The following is a 15,752-nucleotide window of genomic DNA, read 5'->3' as shown; positions in this document are numbered from 1 at the left end:
ACACGACGACAAGATAAGTCATTAGAAAGTGTTAAAGAACATGGTGGAATGGTATACGGCTTGAAAATCGAACTCATTTTTTTTAAAAATGATTACCTTAATATGAAATAGGAGGACACAAAAATGGAATTATCAGTTTTACAGATTGTACTTATTTTTCTTTTTTCATGTGTGTGTGGGATGGGCAGTGTGTTGGATGAATTTCAAACGCATCGACCGTTGATCGCGTGTACGATGGTCGGCTTGATTTTAGGAGACGTGCAGACGGGAATTATTTTAGGTGGAACTTTGGAGCTGATCGCATTGGGCTGGATGAATATCGGCGCGGCACAGTCGCCGGATTCGGCTTTGGCAAGTGTGATCTCAACGATTTTAGTGGTGGTTGGTCAACAGGATATTCAATCAGGTATCGCAATTGCTTTGCCCGTTGCAGCAGCTGGGCAAGTATTGACGGTTATTGCTCGAACGATCACGGTCGCGTTCCAACATGCGGCGGATCGTGAAGCAGAGAAAGCGAATTTCAATAAAATTATCTTCCTGCATTTTAGTGCTTTGTTTATCCAAGCATTACGTGTTGCGATTCCAGCAACAATCGTGGCCGCTTTCGTCAGTGCGGAGATGGTGACGAACATGTTGAACATGATCCCAGATGTGATCACTGGTGGTTTGGCGGTAGCCGGCGGATTCATCGTTGTGGTCGGATATGCGATGGTTTTAAATATGATGAGTGTTGCGTACTTGATGCCGTTCTTCTATCTGGGCTTCGTCATGGGCGGTTACTTAGATTTCAGTTTGCTGGCTTTCGGGATCGTTGGTTTGATTACAGCATTGTTATACGTGCAGCTGAATCCGAATTTCAAGAAGAATGAAATCCAAAGCAATCATGTGGCGGCAGTTGTTGCCGGCGAATTAGCCGATGACGAATTAGAAGATTAGGAGGACAGCGTAAATGGAAAATACTTCAATAGTAGAGACTAAAAAAGATATCTATGCGCAATCGCAATTAACTAAAAAAGATTTGATGACGACATTTGTCTTTTCGAATTTCCAGCAAGCATCTTTCAACTTTGAACGAATTCATGCTTTGGCGTTTTGTGTGGATATGATCCCAACGATTCGCCGTGTTTATAAAACAAAAGAAGAGCAATCTGAAGCGTTGAAGCGTCACTTGACCTTTTTTAATACGACGCCGGCAGTTTGTGGTCCGGTGATCGGCGTAACGATGGCGATGGAAGAAGCGCGGGCAAGCGGCGCGGATATCGATGATGGAACAATCAATAGTTTGAAGGTTGGATTGATGGGACCGTTGGCAGGTGTTGGGGATCCGTTAGTTTGGGGAACTTTACGACCGATAACTGCGGCCTTAGGAGCATCGTTGGCTTTATCTGGCAATGTGATGGGACCGATTTTGTTTTTCGTGGCCTTCAACGCGATCCGATTATCGATGAAATGGTTTGGTTTAACGTATGGGTTCAGTAAAGGGATGGATATCGTCAAAGATCTATCCGGTAATTTGTTGCAAAAATTGACCGAGGGCGCGACGATTTTAGGCTTGTTCATTATGGGGGTCTTAGTTACCAAATGGACGACCATCAACATTCCGCTGATTGTGTCAAAAACACCCGGCACAGACGGCAAAGATGTGATCACAACAGTCCAAAATGTTTTGGATGATTTAGTACCAGGATTGCCAGCGTTAGGCTTGACCTTGTTGATGATGTATTTGTTGAAGAAAAAAGTCAGCCCAATCGTGTTGATCTTCGTATTGTTCGCAGTAGGGATCATCGGTTATTGGTTAGGAATTTTGGCTTAATAATAGAGTCATATTTTAGGAGGAGTAGTAGTGAAGACGAAAGCAGTGCGTTTATATGGTAAGAAAGATTTGCGCTTGGAGGAATTTGAATTACCTGAGATCAAAGAAAATGAAATTTTAGCATCCGTGATTACCGACAGTATTTGTATGTCGACTTGGAAACTAGCCAATCAAGGAGCGGACCACAAAAAAGCGCCAAACGATCTTGCGGAAAATCCCATCATCATCGGTCATGAGTTTTGTGGCGAGCTGTTAGAAGTGGGCGGAAAATGGGCGCACAAATATAAAAAGGGCGAGCGTTATGTCCTGCAGGCGAATCTGCAATTGCCGGATCGTCCGGATTGTCCAGGCTATTCCTATCCTTATACAGGCGGCGATGCGACTTACATCGTGATCTCGGAAGATGTCATGAATCAGGACTGTTTGATTCCTTATAAAGGTGAAACTTATTTTGAAGGTTCATTGATCGAACCATTGTCTTGTGTGATTGGTGCCTTTGAAGCAAATTATCATCTGAAAGATGGATCTTATGAACATAAAATGGGAATCAAAGCAGATGGAAATCTGTTAATTATGGGCGGTACTGGTCCGATGGGATTATTGGCGATCGATTATGCTTTGCACGGTCCGGTCAAACCGAAGAAATTAGTAGTAACAGATCGTGATGCAGAAAAATTGGCTCGCGCGGAAAAACTGTATCCAAGTCAAAACGGGATCGAAGTTTCTTATATAAATGTTGCGGATGTGAAAGATCAAGTTCGTTTGTTAAAAGAAACAGTCGACGGCGGGTTCGATGATATCTTCGTTATGATTCCTGTTGGTTCAGTGGTAAGTGATGCGGCAGCAATGTTGAATCCGGACGGGTGTCTGAATTTCTTCGCAGGTCCGCAAGACAAAGAGTTTTCGGCTAACGTAAACTTTTATGATGTCCATTACTCATTTACTCATTTTGTCGGAACATCCGGTGGGAATACTGAAGACATGCGAAAAGCAGTCAAACTAATCGAAGACAAACAAGTAAAAGTAGCGAATGTTGTTACTCACATACTAGGTTTAGATGCGGTAGGCGAAACCACATTAAATCAACCAGCGATTGGCGGAGGAAAAAAATTAGTCTATACCCACAAGCAATCAGAATTGAAAAAATTATCGGAAATGGATGCACAATCTGAACTAGGGAAAATCTTAGCGGAAACGGATGGTATTTGGAGTCAAAAAGCTGAAAACTATGTCTTAAAATATTACCCAAATATTTAATATTATATTAAGTAAATGAAATTTCTGCTTTTTCGTCTTTTTTCAAATTTTTAATGTTCGTGTTTTAGCGTGGAAATGACCAGATTATTAAAAAGGATCACCGCAGAAAAGTATTCACTTTCTGCGGTGATCTTTTATAGATTATCCTTCAAAAATTGAACGGTTGCTTGATAAGCAATATCCGAATAGCCTTCTCCATGAACAGTACCAGTGATCAATTTGGTTTCACTAGGTACGCCTTTTTCGGCTAGAGCGGATTGTAATTTATAAATACCTGATAAAGGGACCAATTCATTTAGCGAGTTGGCGATGAAAAGCGGCCCACTGTTATTTGAGACACGGGATAAAGGATCTGCCTTTTTCAAAAGTTCTGTGTCTTGATTTACATAGTTCAGGATAAACCATTTATAAAAGGCATCATTACTGCCGTCCTGATCGATTTTCCCACTAGCTTGCTTATCAAAATCAGGTTTTTGGTTCATAGCAGGAACGACTTCTGGATGCTTCTGCACCCAATCGTAAAGATCGATGATACCCGACCAAGAAGCTGCTGGAATACCTTTTTGCAGAGCCAGTTCAATCGATAAATTTCCGCCGGCAGAAGAACCAAGAGCGGTGATTTTTCCGTTTAATGGATAGTCGCTTGCTGTCAGCCAATCATAAACCTTCAGTAAATCATCCATTGCAGCTGGAAAAATATGATCTGGAGCTAAGCGATAGTTAGGGACGACAACGAGAAAGCCATCCGCTGATAAACGTTCTGCTAAAGCTGTTTCCTTATTTTTATCGCCGCGGAACCAGCCGCCTCCATGGATCAGGATGATGGCCGCCTCGGTTTTTTCTGGTTCATAAAGGTCTAATGCTAATTGATTTTTTTCATCATACACATAATCTTTGATCATGCTTTTTCGCTCCTCTTTCAAAAATCCTTTAAATCAATTCATTTTCTTTGGTAGATTTGGGTTGTTGCTTCATCAGCTCGTCTAAAACAGTTAATAGTGTCTGATGAGCTTCGTCGTAGCTGTCTAGTTGATCTCCGAATTGTTGATTGAATTCATCTAATCCACCTTTTACGAAGGCGTATTCATATTGATAAACTGCATCATAAGCTTTCGTAAAACGTTGAAGCAGCTCCGTTTGAGAATCCAATTGCAACGCCATTTGAATCACGCGGAAGTCAGTGTAGGCTAATTCGAATTGAATCGCCCAGATACGTATAAATTCGTGTTGATTTTTGATATGCAAAAAGTGATGTTCGGTCGTCCATGTTAGATTTTTGATCGCTCCTAAAACGTCAAGCATTTTTCTCACCTGCCTTGTGGTTCGTATACTCATAATCTACGCTCTTTTTTATACAGAGCAAGCAAGAAGTCTTGCCTTTTGATGAAAAAGGCTTTCTTTCTAATTTTTCCTTTGCTACACTTAAAAAAAATGCAGAGAGAGGGTCCATGATGAAGATCACCATCAAAGAAATCGCTGAAATGGCAGGTGTTTCAGTAACGACTGTATCGCAGATTTTAAACAATAAGGGCAGTCGCTTCAGCGAACAGACACGTAAAAAGGTCTTAGCGATCGTTGAAGAATATCAGTATAAACCGGATTTTTTCGCGGCAAATTTGATCAATCGGCATTCGAAAACGATCGGGATGATCGTGCCGGATGTGACAGACTTTTTCTTCTCAAAAGTAATTGAAGGGGTAGAGAGTTATTTAAACCCATTGGGCTATATGATTATTTTGTGCAACTCACGTCATGATATCGAGCAAGAAAAACGTTATTTAAATGAATTGTCACACCGTTCAGTTGACGGAATCCTATTAGCGACACCAAACCATTTAGATGAAGAACACAAGCTGGGCAGCGAGTTCTACCGAAAACACCCGATCGTGTTGATTGACCGCGGCTTGAATGATCGTGACTGGGGACAACTGCTGGTTGAAGAATATGCAGGGGCACAAGAGGTTCTGCGGATGCTGGTAGATAAGGGCCATCGGCATATCGGCATGCTGAAAGAGAGCCAAGGCTATTACCAATTAACGGAACGGGTTAAGGCCTATCGGCAAGTCATTTTTGAATATCAATTGCCCTTTGAAGAAAGTTATATTTGTTCTGGTGATCTAACGATTGCCGGCGGCTACCACGCCGCGAAGGAAGTATTGAAGAATGAAAAAATTACCGCGATTTTCTGCGGGAATGACGAGATGGCCATTGGCTGCTATCAAGCAATCTATGAAGCCGGTTTAAAAATTCCTGAGGATATTTCGGTCGTTGGATTTGATGGGTTAGAGGTCAGTAAATACATGGTTCCGCCGTTGACGACAGTCTTTCAGCCAAGTACTGAAATTGGTTTTTCTGCTGCAAAATTCTTAGTTGATGCGATCAATTTCCCTTCTCAGCGAATTCCGAATAAAATCTTCCAAACTAAATTAATTATTCGTGAGAGTGTGAAAAAAACAGGTCAGGGTTGACAACGGGATATCTTCCCGTTATAGTAACAATGGCAGCGATAACAGAAAGCGCTTCTCCGATTAGTAAACTGTTTTACTAAAGTGGTTTACCTTTCGCATTTTTATTGTATAATATCTTTTGAAGCTTGGAGGAAAACCTATGAGAATGGTAGATTTGATAGAGAAAAAAAGAGATGGAAAAACCCTATCAAAAGAAGAAATTGATTTTATTATTGAAGGCTACACAGCCAACAGTATTCCGGATTATCAAATGAGTGCATTGTTGATGGCAATTTTTTATCAGGACATGACAGATGAAGAGATTTCTCACTTAACTTTGGCAATGGCAAATTCAGGAGACATCATTGATTTATCTTCCATTGATGGAATCAAGGTGGACAAACATTCAACTGGCGGTGTCGGCGATACGACGACTTTGGTTTTAGCGCCCCTCGTTGCGAGTGTGGGCGTACCTGTAGCAAAAATGTCTGGACGTGGACTTGGATTTACTGGCGGTACCTTAGATAAATTTGAATCGATCCCCGGCTTTAAAATTGAATTATCTGATCAAGAATTCATCGATATCGTGAACAAGAGTAAAGTCGCTGTGATTGGACAATCAGGAAATCTGGCTCCAGCAGATAAGAAACTTTACGCGTTACGAGATGTGACAGCGACGGTGGATTCGATTCCATTGATTGCTAGTTCGATCATGAGTAAAAAAATTGCGGCTGGCGCAGATGCGATCGTACTTGATGTTACAACTGGCGATGGTGCCTTTATGAAGGACATTGAGGACGCAAAACGTTTAGCCAAAACAATGGTACGCATCGGAAAACTTGCAGGCCGTCAAACGATGGCCGTCATTTCGGATATGTCTGAGCCTTTAGGCGAAGCGATCGGGAACAGCTTAGAAATCGTTGAGGCGATTGATACGTTAAAAGGCAATGGACCAGCGGATTTAACTGAAATGTGCTATGTGCTGGGCAGTCAAATGGTGGTATTAGCTGGAAAAGCTGACACATTAGACGATGCTAGAGCAATGCTGGAAGAAGCTCTGCATTCAGGGAAAGCATTAGAAAAATTCCGTGAGATGGTCAAAGACCAAGGCGGTGATCCTGCTGTGATCGATCAAACGGATAAAATCTTGACTGCTAAATATGAAATCGAGCTGCCAGCGAAAGCCTCTGGGCATGTAACAAAACTAGTTGCTAATGAAATCGGCATTGCGGCAATGCTGCTGGGCGCGGGTCGTAAAACGAAGGATGATGATATCGATCATGCGGTCGGCATCAAGCTCCACAAGAAAATCGGGGATGAAGTAACGGAAGGCGAGTCATTACTAACGATTTATGCGAATTCTAACGAAATTGATGAGGTAAAGGACTTACTTTATCAAAATATTTCGATTGGTGACAGACCAGAAGAGCCTATTTTGATCCACGATGTTATTACAGAATAAGTAATTAAAACTTTTTTATAACAAGAAAGAATATATTATAATAGAAGAAATGGGGAATAAAGAATGGAAATCAATCGAATGATTGACCACACAATTTTAAAAGCAGATGCGAAATTAGCAGACGTGATGAAAATTATTGAGGAAGCGAAAAAATATCGTTTCTACTCGGTTTGCCTAAATCCTACTTGGGTGGCGTTGGCAGCAAAAGAATTACAAGGCGAGCCTGTGGCAGTGTGTACCGTTATCGGTTTCCCGCTTGGGGCAAATACAACTGAAACGAAAGCTTTTGAAGCAGCGAACGCGATTCAAAATGGTGCGGATGAAGTCGATATGGTCATCAATATCGGTGAACTAAAAGATGGTAATAACGAAAAGGTTCAAAAAGACATCGAAGCAGTCGTAGCAGCTGCGAAAGACAAAGCGTTAGTTAAAGTTATCATCGAAACATCGTTATTAACGAATGAAGAAAAAATCAAAGCCTGTGAACTTGCGAAAGCAGCCGGTGCAGATTTTGTTAAAACTTCAACTGGTTTTTCTACTGGCGGAGCTACTGTTGATGACGTACGCTTGATGCGTCAAACAGTCGGACCAGAAATGGGCGTTAAAGCTTCCGGCGGTATCCACAACGCGAAAGAAGCAGAAGCAATGATCGAAGCAGGAGCCACTCGTTTAGGTGCCAGCTCAGGTGTTGCTATTATGAACGGACTTTCCGGAACAGGCTATTAAACTGATCTGTCAAAAAAATGACAAGTTTGCATGAAGCAGGAGGCGCTTTAATTGAATAAACAAGAATGGATCGATATCGCAGTCGAAGCGCTCGACAAAGCGTATGTCCCATATTCAAACTTTCCCGTAGGCGCGTGTCTCGTGACAAAAGAAGGAAAAACTTATCAAGGCATCAATATTGAAAATGCTTCTTACGGCTTGACGAATTGTGCGGAACGCACAGCCTTTTTCAAAGCTGTTTCAGAAGGCGAAAGAGACTTTAAACATTTAGTAATCGCCGGTCATACACCCGAACCAATTTCTCCATGCGGCGCCTGCCGCCAAGTCATGGCAGAATTTTGCGACCCAGCGATGCCAGTAACCTTAGTCGGTGACAACGGTGTAGTCAAAGAGATGACCGTTGAAGGATTACTGCCATATACATTCACTGATAAAGATTTATAAACCATGTTCATTCAGTCGCAGGACTGTTGAAAAAAACATATTTAGGGGGCTTTACAGAAATGAAAAAAGCAAAATTATTTGGCCTAGGTACCGTGGCAATGGCAGCATTGCTAGCATTAGGAGCTTGCGGCGGAGGCGGCGGTTCAACTGATTCTTCAGGTGGCGAGGCTAAAGAAGATTCAAAACACAGCGTTGCAATCGTAACAGACATTGGTGGCGTGGATGACCGTTCATTTAACCAATCAGCTTGGGAAGGTCTTCAAGCTTGGGGTAAAAAACACGACATCAAAAAAGGCAATGGCGGATACAACTATATCCAATCAAACGATGCTTCTGAATATGAACAAAATATCTCACAAGCTGTTACTAACGGATTTAAGACAGTCTTCGGGATTGGTTACTTATTAGCTGACCCAATCTCAGCAGCAGCTGATCAAAATGCAGACACAAACTTCGTAATCATCGATTCAGTTATTGACGGTAAAAAGAATGTCGCTTCAGCAACATTTAAAGACCAAGAAGCAGCTTACCTAGCAGGTGTAGCAGCAGCTGAAACAACTAAATCTAACAAATTAGGTTTCGTTGGTGGTGAAGAAGGTGCCGTAATCGACCGTTTCCAAGCTGGTTTTGAAAAAGGCGTAGCAGATACTGCTAAAAAATTAGACAAAGACATTTCTGTAGATGTACAATATGCGGCTTCATTTGGTGATCCAGCCAAAGGTAAAGCGCTAGCTGCCAACATGTACAATGGTGGAATCGACATTATCTATCATGCTTCAGGCGGTACTGGTCAAGGGGTCTTCTCAGAAGCTAAAGCTCGTAACGAAAAAGCGGATGAAGCAGACAAAGTTTGGGTTATCGGTGTAGATAGCGACCAACAAAAAGAAGGTAAATACAAATCTAAAGACGGTAAAGACAGCAACTTCTGTTTAACTTCAACACTTAAAGGTGTAGGCGCAGCGGTTCAAGATATCTCTACTCGTGCATTAGAAGATAAATTCCCTGGTGGCGAACACTTATCTTACGGTTTGAAAGACGGCGGTGTTTCTCTAACTGACGGTTTCCTTTCTGACGATGCAAAAGCAGCTGTTAAAGAAGCGAAAACACAAGTTTCTGACGGCGACATCAAAGTTCCAGAAACTCCTGAGAAAAAATAATTCAGGTGACCATAGCCTCTAAAATGAGAGGCTATGGTCCTCTTTTAAAAAAAGGAGCTTTCTTTTTTTAGACAAGTCGCAGCCGGTGCTCGATTTGCCTAAGGGAAGAACGCCCTTAGCGTTGCAGTGTTTTGTCAGGTTTATAAAGCGATAGGATGTGAAAAGAAAGTGGCAGAAGAACAAAATGTCATTGAGATGCGCAATATCACCAAGCAATTTGGTACGTTTAAAGCGAATGACAACATCAATTTACAAGTTCGAAAAGGTGAGATTCATGCCCTTTTGGGAGAAAATGGTGCCGGTAAATCGACACTGATGAATGTTTTGTCAGGTTTATTGCAGCCAACGTCTGGTGAGATTTTGATGGACGGTCAAAAGGTTGATATCTCAAGTCCAACTAGAGCCAATCAATTAGGAATCGGAATGGTCCATCAGCATTTCATGTTAGTTGATGCCTTTACCGTTACAGAAAACATTATTTTAGGTAGCGAACCAAAGAAAAGCGGCATGCTGGATCAAAAGAAAGCGAAAGCCGAAATCGAGCGTTTATCACAAGAGTACGGACTAAAAGTTGATCCGGATGCCTATATTCGGGATATCTCAGTAGGAATGCAGCAACGGGTTGAAATTCTAAAAACGTTGTACCGTGGTGCGAATGTACTGATTTTTGATGAACCGACTGCCGTATTAACCCCGCAGGAAATCGACGAATTGATCATGATCATGGAAGGGTTGATCAACGAGGGTAAATCAATTATCCTGATCACTCATAAATTAGACGAGATCAAAAAAGTTGCGGATCGTTGTTCCGTTATTCGACGCGGACAATATATTGGGACAGTTGATGTGAAAGATGTCAGCTCTCAACAATTAGCCGATATGATGGTTGGACGTTCTGTTTCATTTAAAACAGATAAAATACCAGCAACGCCAGGTGAAGTCGTTCTATCAATCAAAGATTTAGTTGTAAAAGAAAGCCGCGGCTTAGAAGCTGTTAAGAGTTTAACACTGGATGTTCATCGTGGTGAAGTAGTCGGAATCGCCGGCATTGACGGAAACGGTCAGTCGGAATTGATCCAAGCCTTGACGGGATTACGCAAGGTCGAAAGCGGAACAGTAACGATTAACGGCAAGGATGTGACGGGCCATGCGCCGCGTCAAATCACAGAATCTGGTGTCGGACATGTACCGGAGGATCGCCATAAATATGGATTGATTCTACCATTGCCTTTATCAGAAAATATTGCTTTACAGTCTTATTATCATGCGCCGTTCAGCAAGAACGGAATCTTGAATTATGGTGAGATTGATCGCTATGCGAAACGTTTGATCGAAGAATACGATGTGCGGACGACTAGTGAAAAAGCGCCGGCCGCTTCACTTTCCGGTGGTAACCAGCAAAAAGCGATTATCGCACGAGAAGTTGATCGTGATCCAGATCTATTAATTGTTTCACAACCGACACGCGGACTCGATGTAGGAGCGATTGAATATATTCATAAGCGTTTAGTCGAACAGCGTGACAAACAAAAAGGTGTGCTGTTAGTAAGTTTTGAGTTAGATGAAATTTTGAATGTCTCTGATCGTATCGCGGTTATTCACGCGGGCGAGATCGTTGGGATCGTGGATCCGAAAGAAACTTCTGAAAATGAGCTTGGGCTATTAATGGCCGGCTATAGTTTAGAAGAGGCACGGGCAGAATTAGCAAAGGCTGGTGAGACAAATGAATGATCGCTCAGAGAAAATTAGAAATATTTTAGTACCGGTTATTTCGGTTGTTTTAGGATTTATTCTTGGTGCCGTTTTGATGCTCGTGTTTGGTTTTAATCCGATCGAAGGATATAACGCGATGTTCAGCTCGGCTTTCCAAAGCAAAATGTCTATCGGAGAAATTTTGGTTGGTGCAGGGCCATTGATCTTCACCGCACTAGGGTTCTCTGTTGCCAACTCGGCGGGCTTCTTTAACGTCGGGCTTTCGGGACAAGCACTCTGCGGTTGGGTAGCAAGTATCTGGGTTGCTTTAAGCATGCCGGATTCACCAAAATTCGTTGTTTTACCATTAGCAATTATTGCCGGAGCTTTGGCTGGAGCAGCAGCTGCTGCAATTCCAGGTTTATTGCGGGCCTTCTTTGGAACAAGTGAAGTTATCGTAACAATCATGATGAACTACGTGATCTTGTATGTAGCCAATCATATCGTGAACCATGTAATGTCGCCGGACATCATCTCAAACAAAGGGGTGACAAAAGGTGTCGGCTTGAATGCTTCCTTGAGAGAACCTTGGCTGACCAATTTATTCGGTGGTTCACGGGTCAATATGGGGATTATTTTAGCGATTGTGTTCTTAGTGATTGTTTGGTTCTTGATGAAGCGGACAACTCTCGGATTTGAAATCCGTTCCGTTGGTTTGAATCCTTTTGCATCAGAATATGCAGGGATGAGCAGTAAGCGTACGATCGTCATCTCAATGATCATTTCAGGTACGTTGGCTGGACTTGGCGGTGTGGTTTACGGACTTGGAACATTTATGAACTACTTCGTTCAAGGTTCCTCAGTCAGCATCGGGTTTGACGGGATGGCGGTTTCGCTGCTAGGAAACGGCAGCTCGGTCGGAATCTTATTGTCAGCACTGTTGTTCAGTATTTTAAAACTTGGCGGACAAGGAATGCAGTTCTCAGGAATTCCTAGTGAGTTAGCCAATAGTGTTATTCCATTGATTATCTTCTTCGTAGCGATCAACTATATCGTACGGGTCGGACTTGCGAAAGTTATGGGCGGCAAAAAAGAGATCGCGAAGGTTCAAGAAGTGGAAAGTGCTCCGAACGATGAATCTGAAAAAGGGGGCAAAGTCTAATGAATATGGATTTATTAGCTTCAATTATTGCTCAGACACTCGTGTATTCAGCACCATTGATATTAACCGCTCTTGGCGGGGTCTTTTCTGAACGCAGCGGGATTGTTAACGTTGGTTTAGAAGGAATCATGGTCGCCGGTGCCTTCAGTTCGGTTGTTTTCAATTTGGCTTTTGCTCATCAGTTTGGAGCAATGACTCCATGGCTAGGTGTTTTAGTCGGCGGTTTAGCAGGGATGGCTTTTTCACTATTGCATGCAGTAGCGACGGTCAATTTCCGTGCAGACCATATTATTAGTGGTACTGTAATGAACTTGTTGGCTCCTCCGTTGGCGATCTTTTTGATCAAAGTTATTTACGGAAAAGGTCAAACAGATACGATCCAACAACAATTTGGGTATTTTGATTTTCCAGGACTAAGCAAGATTCCAGTATTAGGCGAGCTGTTCTTCAAAAACACTAGTTTACCAGCGTACTTCGCGATTTTAGTCGCTGTGATTTCTTGGTTTGTTCTTTTCAAAACACGTTTTGGTTTACGCTTGCGTTCTGTGGGTGAAAATCCACAAGCGGCAGATACGTTAGGGATCAATGTTTACGCGTTGCGTTACTCAGGTGTTTTACTTTCCGGCTTCTTAGGCGGAATGGGTGGTGCGGTATTCGCGCAATCAATCGCTGGACGTTTTGCAGCAACAACTATTGCTGGACAAGGGTTTATCTCATTAGCGGCCATGATCTTCGGTAAATGGAATCCGCTAGGTGCGATGGGAGCCGCGATCTTCTTCGGCTTCGCCCAAAACTTGAGTATCGCAGGTTCAAATCTGCCGATCATCTCACAAATTCCAGATGTGTATCTACAATCAGCACCATACGTATTGACTATCGTCGTACTGGTTCTCTTCTTAGGAAAATCAGCAGCGCCAAAAGCCGATGGTGTCAACTACATCAAATCAAAATAATTCTTTTGTTTTTAAAGGGTGGGGCTATGGGACAATGTTCTTAGTCACGCCCTTTTTTGCCAGTTTTTCTTTATGCTTTAGCATAATTAGAAAAATGGTATGCGTACGAAGATAAAGCTTTTTTCGGTCTTTGAAAAAAGCTCCTAATATATTGAGTTAGCTGCCAGTCCAACTTTTCGCAATGCTCAAAGTCAGACTGGCAAAAAATAAAATCTTTAAACCTTATAGAAATACGCGAGGTTTAGTTGGATGGTATGCGTAATGAGGATTAGACTAACTTTTTCGTTTTTTGAAAAAGTTAGCCCATTAATACGAATTAGCTGCGAATCAATTGTTCAAACATATTATGAGTAACGTAATCGTATGCATACAAAAAATGATTTTGATTAAACGGAGTTAGCATTGAGCTCTACCGTCGAGTTAAATTTGGCATAATGGCTTTCAGTTTACGGAACACTAAGAACCCAATATACTGGAGCTGAGTTGATGATTTTTGCAAGACAGTCAGTTTGTTAAATATGTAAGTGGGATTCGTCTTACTTATTTTGATATAAATAAATAGAAAGAGGGAATAGAAATGTTTAAGCGCATTCACTTAGTCGTAATGGATTCAGTTGGTATCGGAGAAGCACCAGATGCTGATAAATTTGGAGATGTTGGTTCAGATACGTTAGGACACATTGCTGAAAAAGCTGGATTGAATATTCCGCATTTGGAACAACTTGGTCTTGGATCAATTCGTCCGTTAAAAGGTGTTAAGGACGTAGCGGATCATGATGGCTATGCCACAAAATTAGAAGAAGTTTCTGTTGGTAAGGATACGATGACTGGTCATTGGGAAATTGCTGGATTGAATATCCAAACACCTTTCCGTGTTTTCCCAGAAGGATTTCCGCAAGATTTGCTAGACCAAATCTCAGAATTTTCTGGCCGCGGTATTATCTTGGGTGCTAATAAACCATATAGCGGGACGGAAGTCATCAAAGATTTCGGCGAAGAACAAATGAAGACCGGCGATTTGATCATCTACACTTCTGCTGACCCTGTATTGCAGATCGCAGCACATGAAGAGATCATTCCGTTAGAAGAACTTTATAAGATTTGTCAGTATGTTCGTGATATTACCAAAGATGATCCTTACATGATCGGCCGAATCATTGCTCGTCCTTATCTTGGGGAACCAGGCAACTTTACTCGTACAAGTAATCGCCACGACTATGCCCTTGATCCATTTGGCAAAACAGTCTTGGATTCATTGAAAGACAATGGGAAAGATGTAATTGCAGTTGGCAAGATCAACGACATTTTCAACGGACAAGGAATTACAGATGCTGTTCGCACGAAGAGCAACATGGATGGCGTTGATAAATTATTAGATGTGATGAAGAATGATTTCACTGGTTTGAGCTTCACGAACTTAGTTGATTTCGATGCATTGTTTGGACATCGTCGTGATGTTGTCGGCTATGCGCATGCGATCGAAGAGTTTGATTTACGAATTCCTGAGATTTTGGCCGCGATGCAAGACGATGATCTATTGATGATCACTGCCGACCACGGAAACGATCCAACCTTTACCGGAACAGATCATACTCGTGAGTATGTACCTTTCTTGGTTTACAGCAAAAAAATGACTGAACAAGGTAAATTACCGCAAGGCTACTATTCAGATATTTCTGCAACGATTGCGGAAAACTTTGATGTCCCAGCAACGGAAAATGGCGAAAGTTTCTTAAAGCTTTTGAAGTAAGAAAAAAGTAAATACTCAAAAATACAAAATAGGAGGATTTTATGACAGACTTACAAGACAAAATTCAGCAAACAGCTAGTTACATCCAAGACAAAGGGGTGGCGGATGTCGCTTTTGGATTGATTTTAGGATCAGGCCTTGGCGAACTAGCTGAAGAAATCGAAAACCCTGTAGTGATCCCGTACAATGAGATTCCTCATTTCCCCGTATCAACAGTGGTTGGGCATGCTGGACAATTAGTTTATGGAAGCCTAGCTGGAAAAAAAGTATTAGCGATGCAAGGACGCTTCCATTATTATGAAGGGAATACAATGGAAACTGTAACCTATCCTGTTCGTGTAATGGCTGCCTTGGGTATTCATTCAGTTGTTGTAACGAATGCGGCTGGCGGCGTAAACGAAGGCTTCCAACCAGGAAACTTGATGTTGATCACGGACCATATCAATTTCATGGGAACCAATCCATTGATTGGACCAAATGATGAAAATATGGGTCCGCGCTTCCCAGATATGAGTGCGGCTTATACGAAAGAATATCAAGAGAAAGCACGAGAAGTTGCGAATAAATTAGCGATTGGCTTACAAGAAGGCGTGTATCTTGGCATGACTGGTCCGACTTATGAGACACCTGCGGAAATTCGGATGGTACGGACGATCGGTGCGGATGCTGTTGGTATGTCGACGGTACCGGAAGTTATCGTGGCGGCGCACAGTGGGCTAAAAGTTTTAGGGATATCTTGTATTACCAACTTAGCGGCTGGTATGCAAGCCAACTTGAATCACGCTGAAGTGGTGGAAACGACTGAACGTGTCAAAGAAGACTTCAAGAAACTGATCAAGGAAACATTAGCGGTGTTATAATCATCTAGTAAGTATTTTAATAGGAATAA

At 42.1% G+C, this 15,752-nt stretch carries 15 protein-coding genes; 13 read left to right on the top strand and 2 right to left on the bottom strand.

What is annotated here, in order from left to right; genetic code table 11:
• Positions 1 to 123 precede the first annotated feature (123 nt).
• The 3 genes from PGP85_RS11355 to PGP85_RS11345 are packed head-to-tail and all read left to right on the top strand — an operon-like array spanning position 124 to position 3,070.
• Complete coding sequence (locus tag PGP85_RS11355) at positions 124 to 936, top strand: PTS mannose/fructose/sorbose transporter subunit IIC (protein ID WP_090405293.1); 813 nt, start codon at positions 124 to 126, stop codon at positions 934 to 936.
• 13 nt (positions 937 to 949) lie between these two features.
• Entirely contained in the window at positions 950 to 1,813 is an 864-nt protein-coding gene (locus tag PGP85_RS11350) for a PTS system mannose/fructose/sorbose family transporter subunit IID (RefSeq protein WP_010741215.1), read from the top strand.
• A 30-nt stretch (positions 1,814 to 1,843) separates the two neighbouring features.
• Entirely contained in the window at positions 1,844 to 3,070 is a 1,227-nt protein-coding gene (locus PGP85_RS11345; RefSeq protein ID WP_270327538.1) for a zinc-binding dehydrogenase, read from the top strand.
• 134 nt (positions 3,071 to 3,204) lie between these two features.
• On the opposite strand, the gene PGP85_RS11340 is transcribed toward PGP85_RS11345, so the two are convergent.
• Positions 3,205 to 3,972 (bottom strand): alpha/beta hydrolase, encoded by a 768-nt coding sequence (locus tag PGP85_RS11340; protein WP_270327536.1) that lies wholly within the window; start codon positions 3,970 to 3,972, stop codon positions 3,205 to 3,207.
• Positions 3,973 to 4,000: 28 nt separating this feature from the next.
• Entirely contained in the window at positions 4,001 to 4,372 is a 372-nt protein-coding gene (locus PGP85_RS11335) for a hypothetical protein (protein ID WP_270327534.1), read from the bottom strand.
• A 149-nt stretch (positions 4,373 to 4,521) separates the two neighbouring features.
• On the opposite strand from PGP85_RS11335, the gene PGP85_RS11330 reads away from it, so the two are divergent.
• The 10 genes from PGP85_RS11330 (at position 4,522) to PGP85_RS11285 (ending at position 15,723) form a co-directional block, all read left to right on the top strand.
• Positions 4,522 to 5,538, top strand: a complete 1,017-nt coding sequence (locus tag PGP85_RS11330; RefSeq protein ID WP_010741211.1) for a LacI family DNA-binding transcriptional regulator — start codon at positions 4,522 to 4,524, stop codon at positions 5,536 to 5,538.
• Between the two features lie 139 nt (positions 5,539 to 5,677).
• Entirely contained in the window at positions 5,678 to 6,979 is a 1,302-nt protein-coding gene (locus PGP85_RS11325; protein ID WP_090405279.1) for a pyrimidine-nucleoside phosphorylase, read from the top strand.
• A 63-nt stretch (positions 6,980 to 7,042) separates the two neighbouring features.
• Positions 7,043 to 7,705: a deoxyribose-phosphate aldolase gene (gene deoC, locus PGP85_RS11320; protein ID WP_010741209.1), complete on the top strand. Its 663-nt coding sequence runs from the start codon at positions 7,043 to 7,045 to the stop codon at positions 7,703 to 7,705.
• Positions 7,706 to 7,756: 51 nt separating this feature from the next.
• Positions 7,757 to 8,149: a cytidine deaminase gene (locus PGP85_RS11315; RefSeq protein WP_010741208.1), complete on the top strand. Its 393-nt coding sequence runs from the start codon at positions 7,757 to 7,759 to the stop codon at positions 8,147 to 8,149.
• A gap of 59 nt (positions 8,150 to 8,208) precedes the next feature.
• Complete coding sequence (locus PGP85_RS11310) at positions 8,209 to 9,306, top strand: BMP family lipoprotein (RefSeq protein ID WP_270327531.1); 1,098 nt, start codon at positions 8,209 to 8,211, stop codon at positions 9,304 to 9,306.
• 195 nt (positions 9,307 to 9,501) lie between these two features.
• On the top strand, positions 9,502 to 11,037 hold the full coding sequence (locus tag PGP85_RS11305; RefSeq protein WP_371198722.1) for an ABC transporter ATP-binding protein: 1,536 nt from the start codon (positions 9,502 to 9,504) through the stop codon (positions 11,035 to 11,037).
• Positions 11,030 to 12,160 carry an ABC transporter permease gene (locus PGP85_RS11300; protein ID WP_270327530.1) on the top strand — a complete coding sequence of 377 codons (1,131 nt, stop codon included), beginning with the start codon at positions 11,030 to 11,032 and terminating at the stop codon, positions 12,158 to 12,160. The genes PGP85_RS11305 and PGP85_RS11300 overlap by 8 nt, the downstream gene beginning before the upstream one ends.
• The gene (locus PGP85_RS11295; protein WP_010741204.1) at positions 12,160 to 13,113 is read left to right on the top strand and encodes an ABC transporter permease; all 954 of its coding nucleotides are present in this window, start codon (positions 12,160 to 12,162) and stop codon (positions 13,111 to 13,113) included. The genes PGP85_RS11300 and PGP85_RS11295 overlap by 1 nt, the downstream gene beginning before the upstream one ends.
• Before the next feature lie 577 nt (positions 13,114 to 13,690).
• The gene (gene deoB, locus PGP85_RS11290) at positions 13,691 to 14,863 is read left to right on the top strand and encodes a phosphopentomutase (RefSeq protein WP_270327528.1); all 1,173 of its coding nucleotides are present in this window, start codon (positions 13,691 to 13,693) and stop codon (positions 14,861 to 14,863) included.
• 41 nt (positions 14,864 to 14,904) lie between these two features.
• Complete coding sequence (locus PGP85_RS11285; RefSeq protein ID WP_270327527.1) at positions 14,905 to 15,723, top strand: purine-nucleoside phosphorylase; 819 nt, start codon at positions 14,905 to 14,907, stop codon at positions 15,721 to 15,723.
• Positions 15,724 to 15,752 lie beyond the last annotated feature (29 nt).

Origin of the sequence: Enterococcus malodoratus (assembly GCF_027659535.1) — a bacterium.
GTDB lineage: Bacteria > Bacillota > Bacilli > Lactobacillales > Enterococcaceae > Enterococcus_A > Enterococcus_A malodoratus.
Note: the sequence above shows the minus strand (reverse complement) of the source record. Positions and strands in the feature narration are given on the sequence as shown.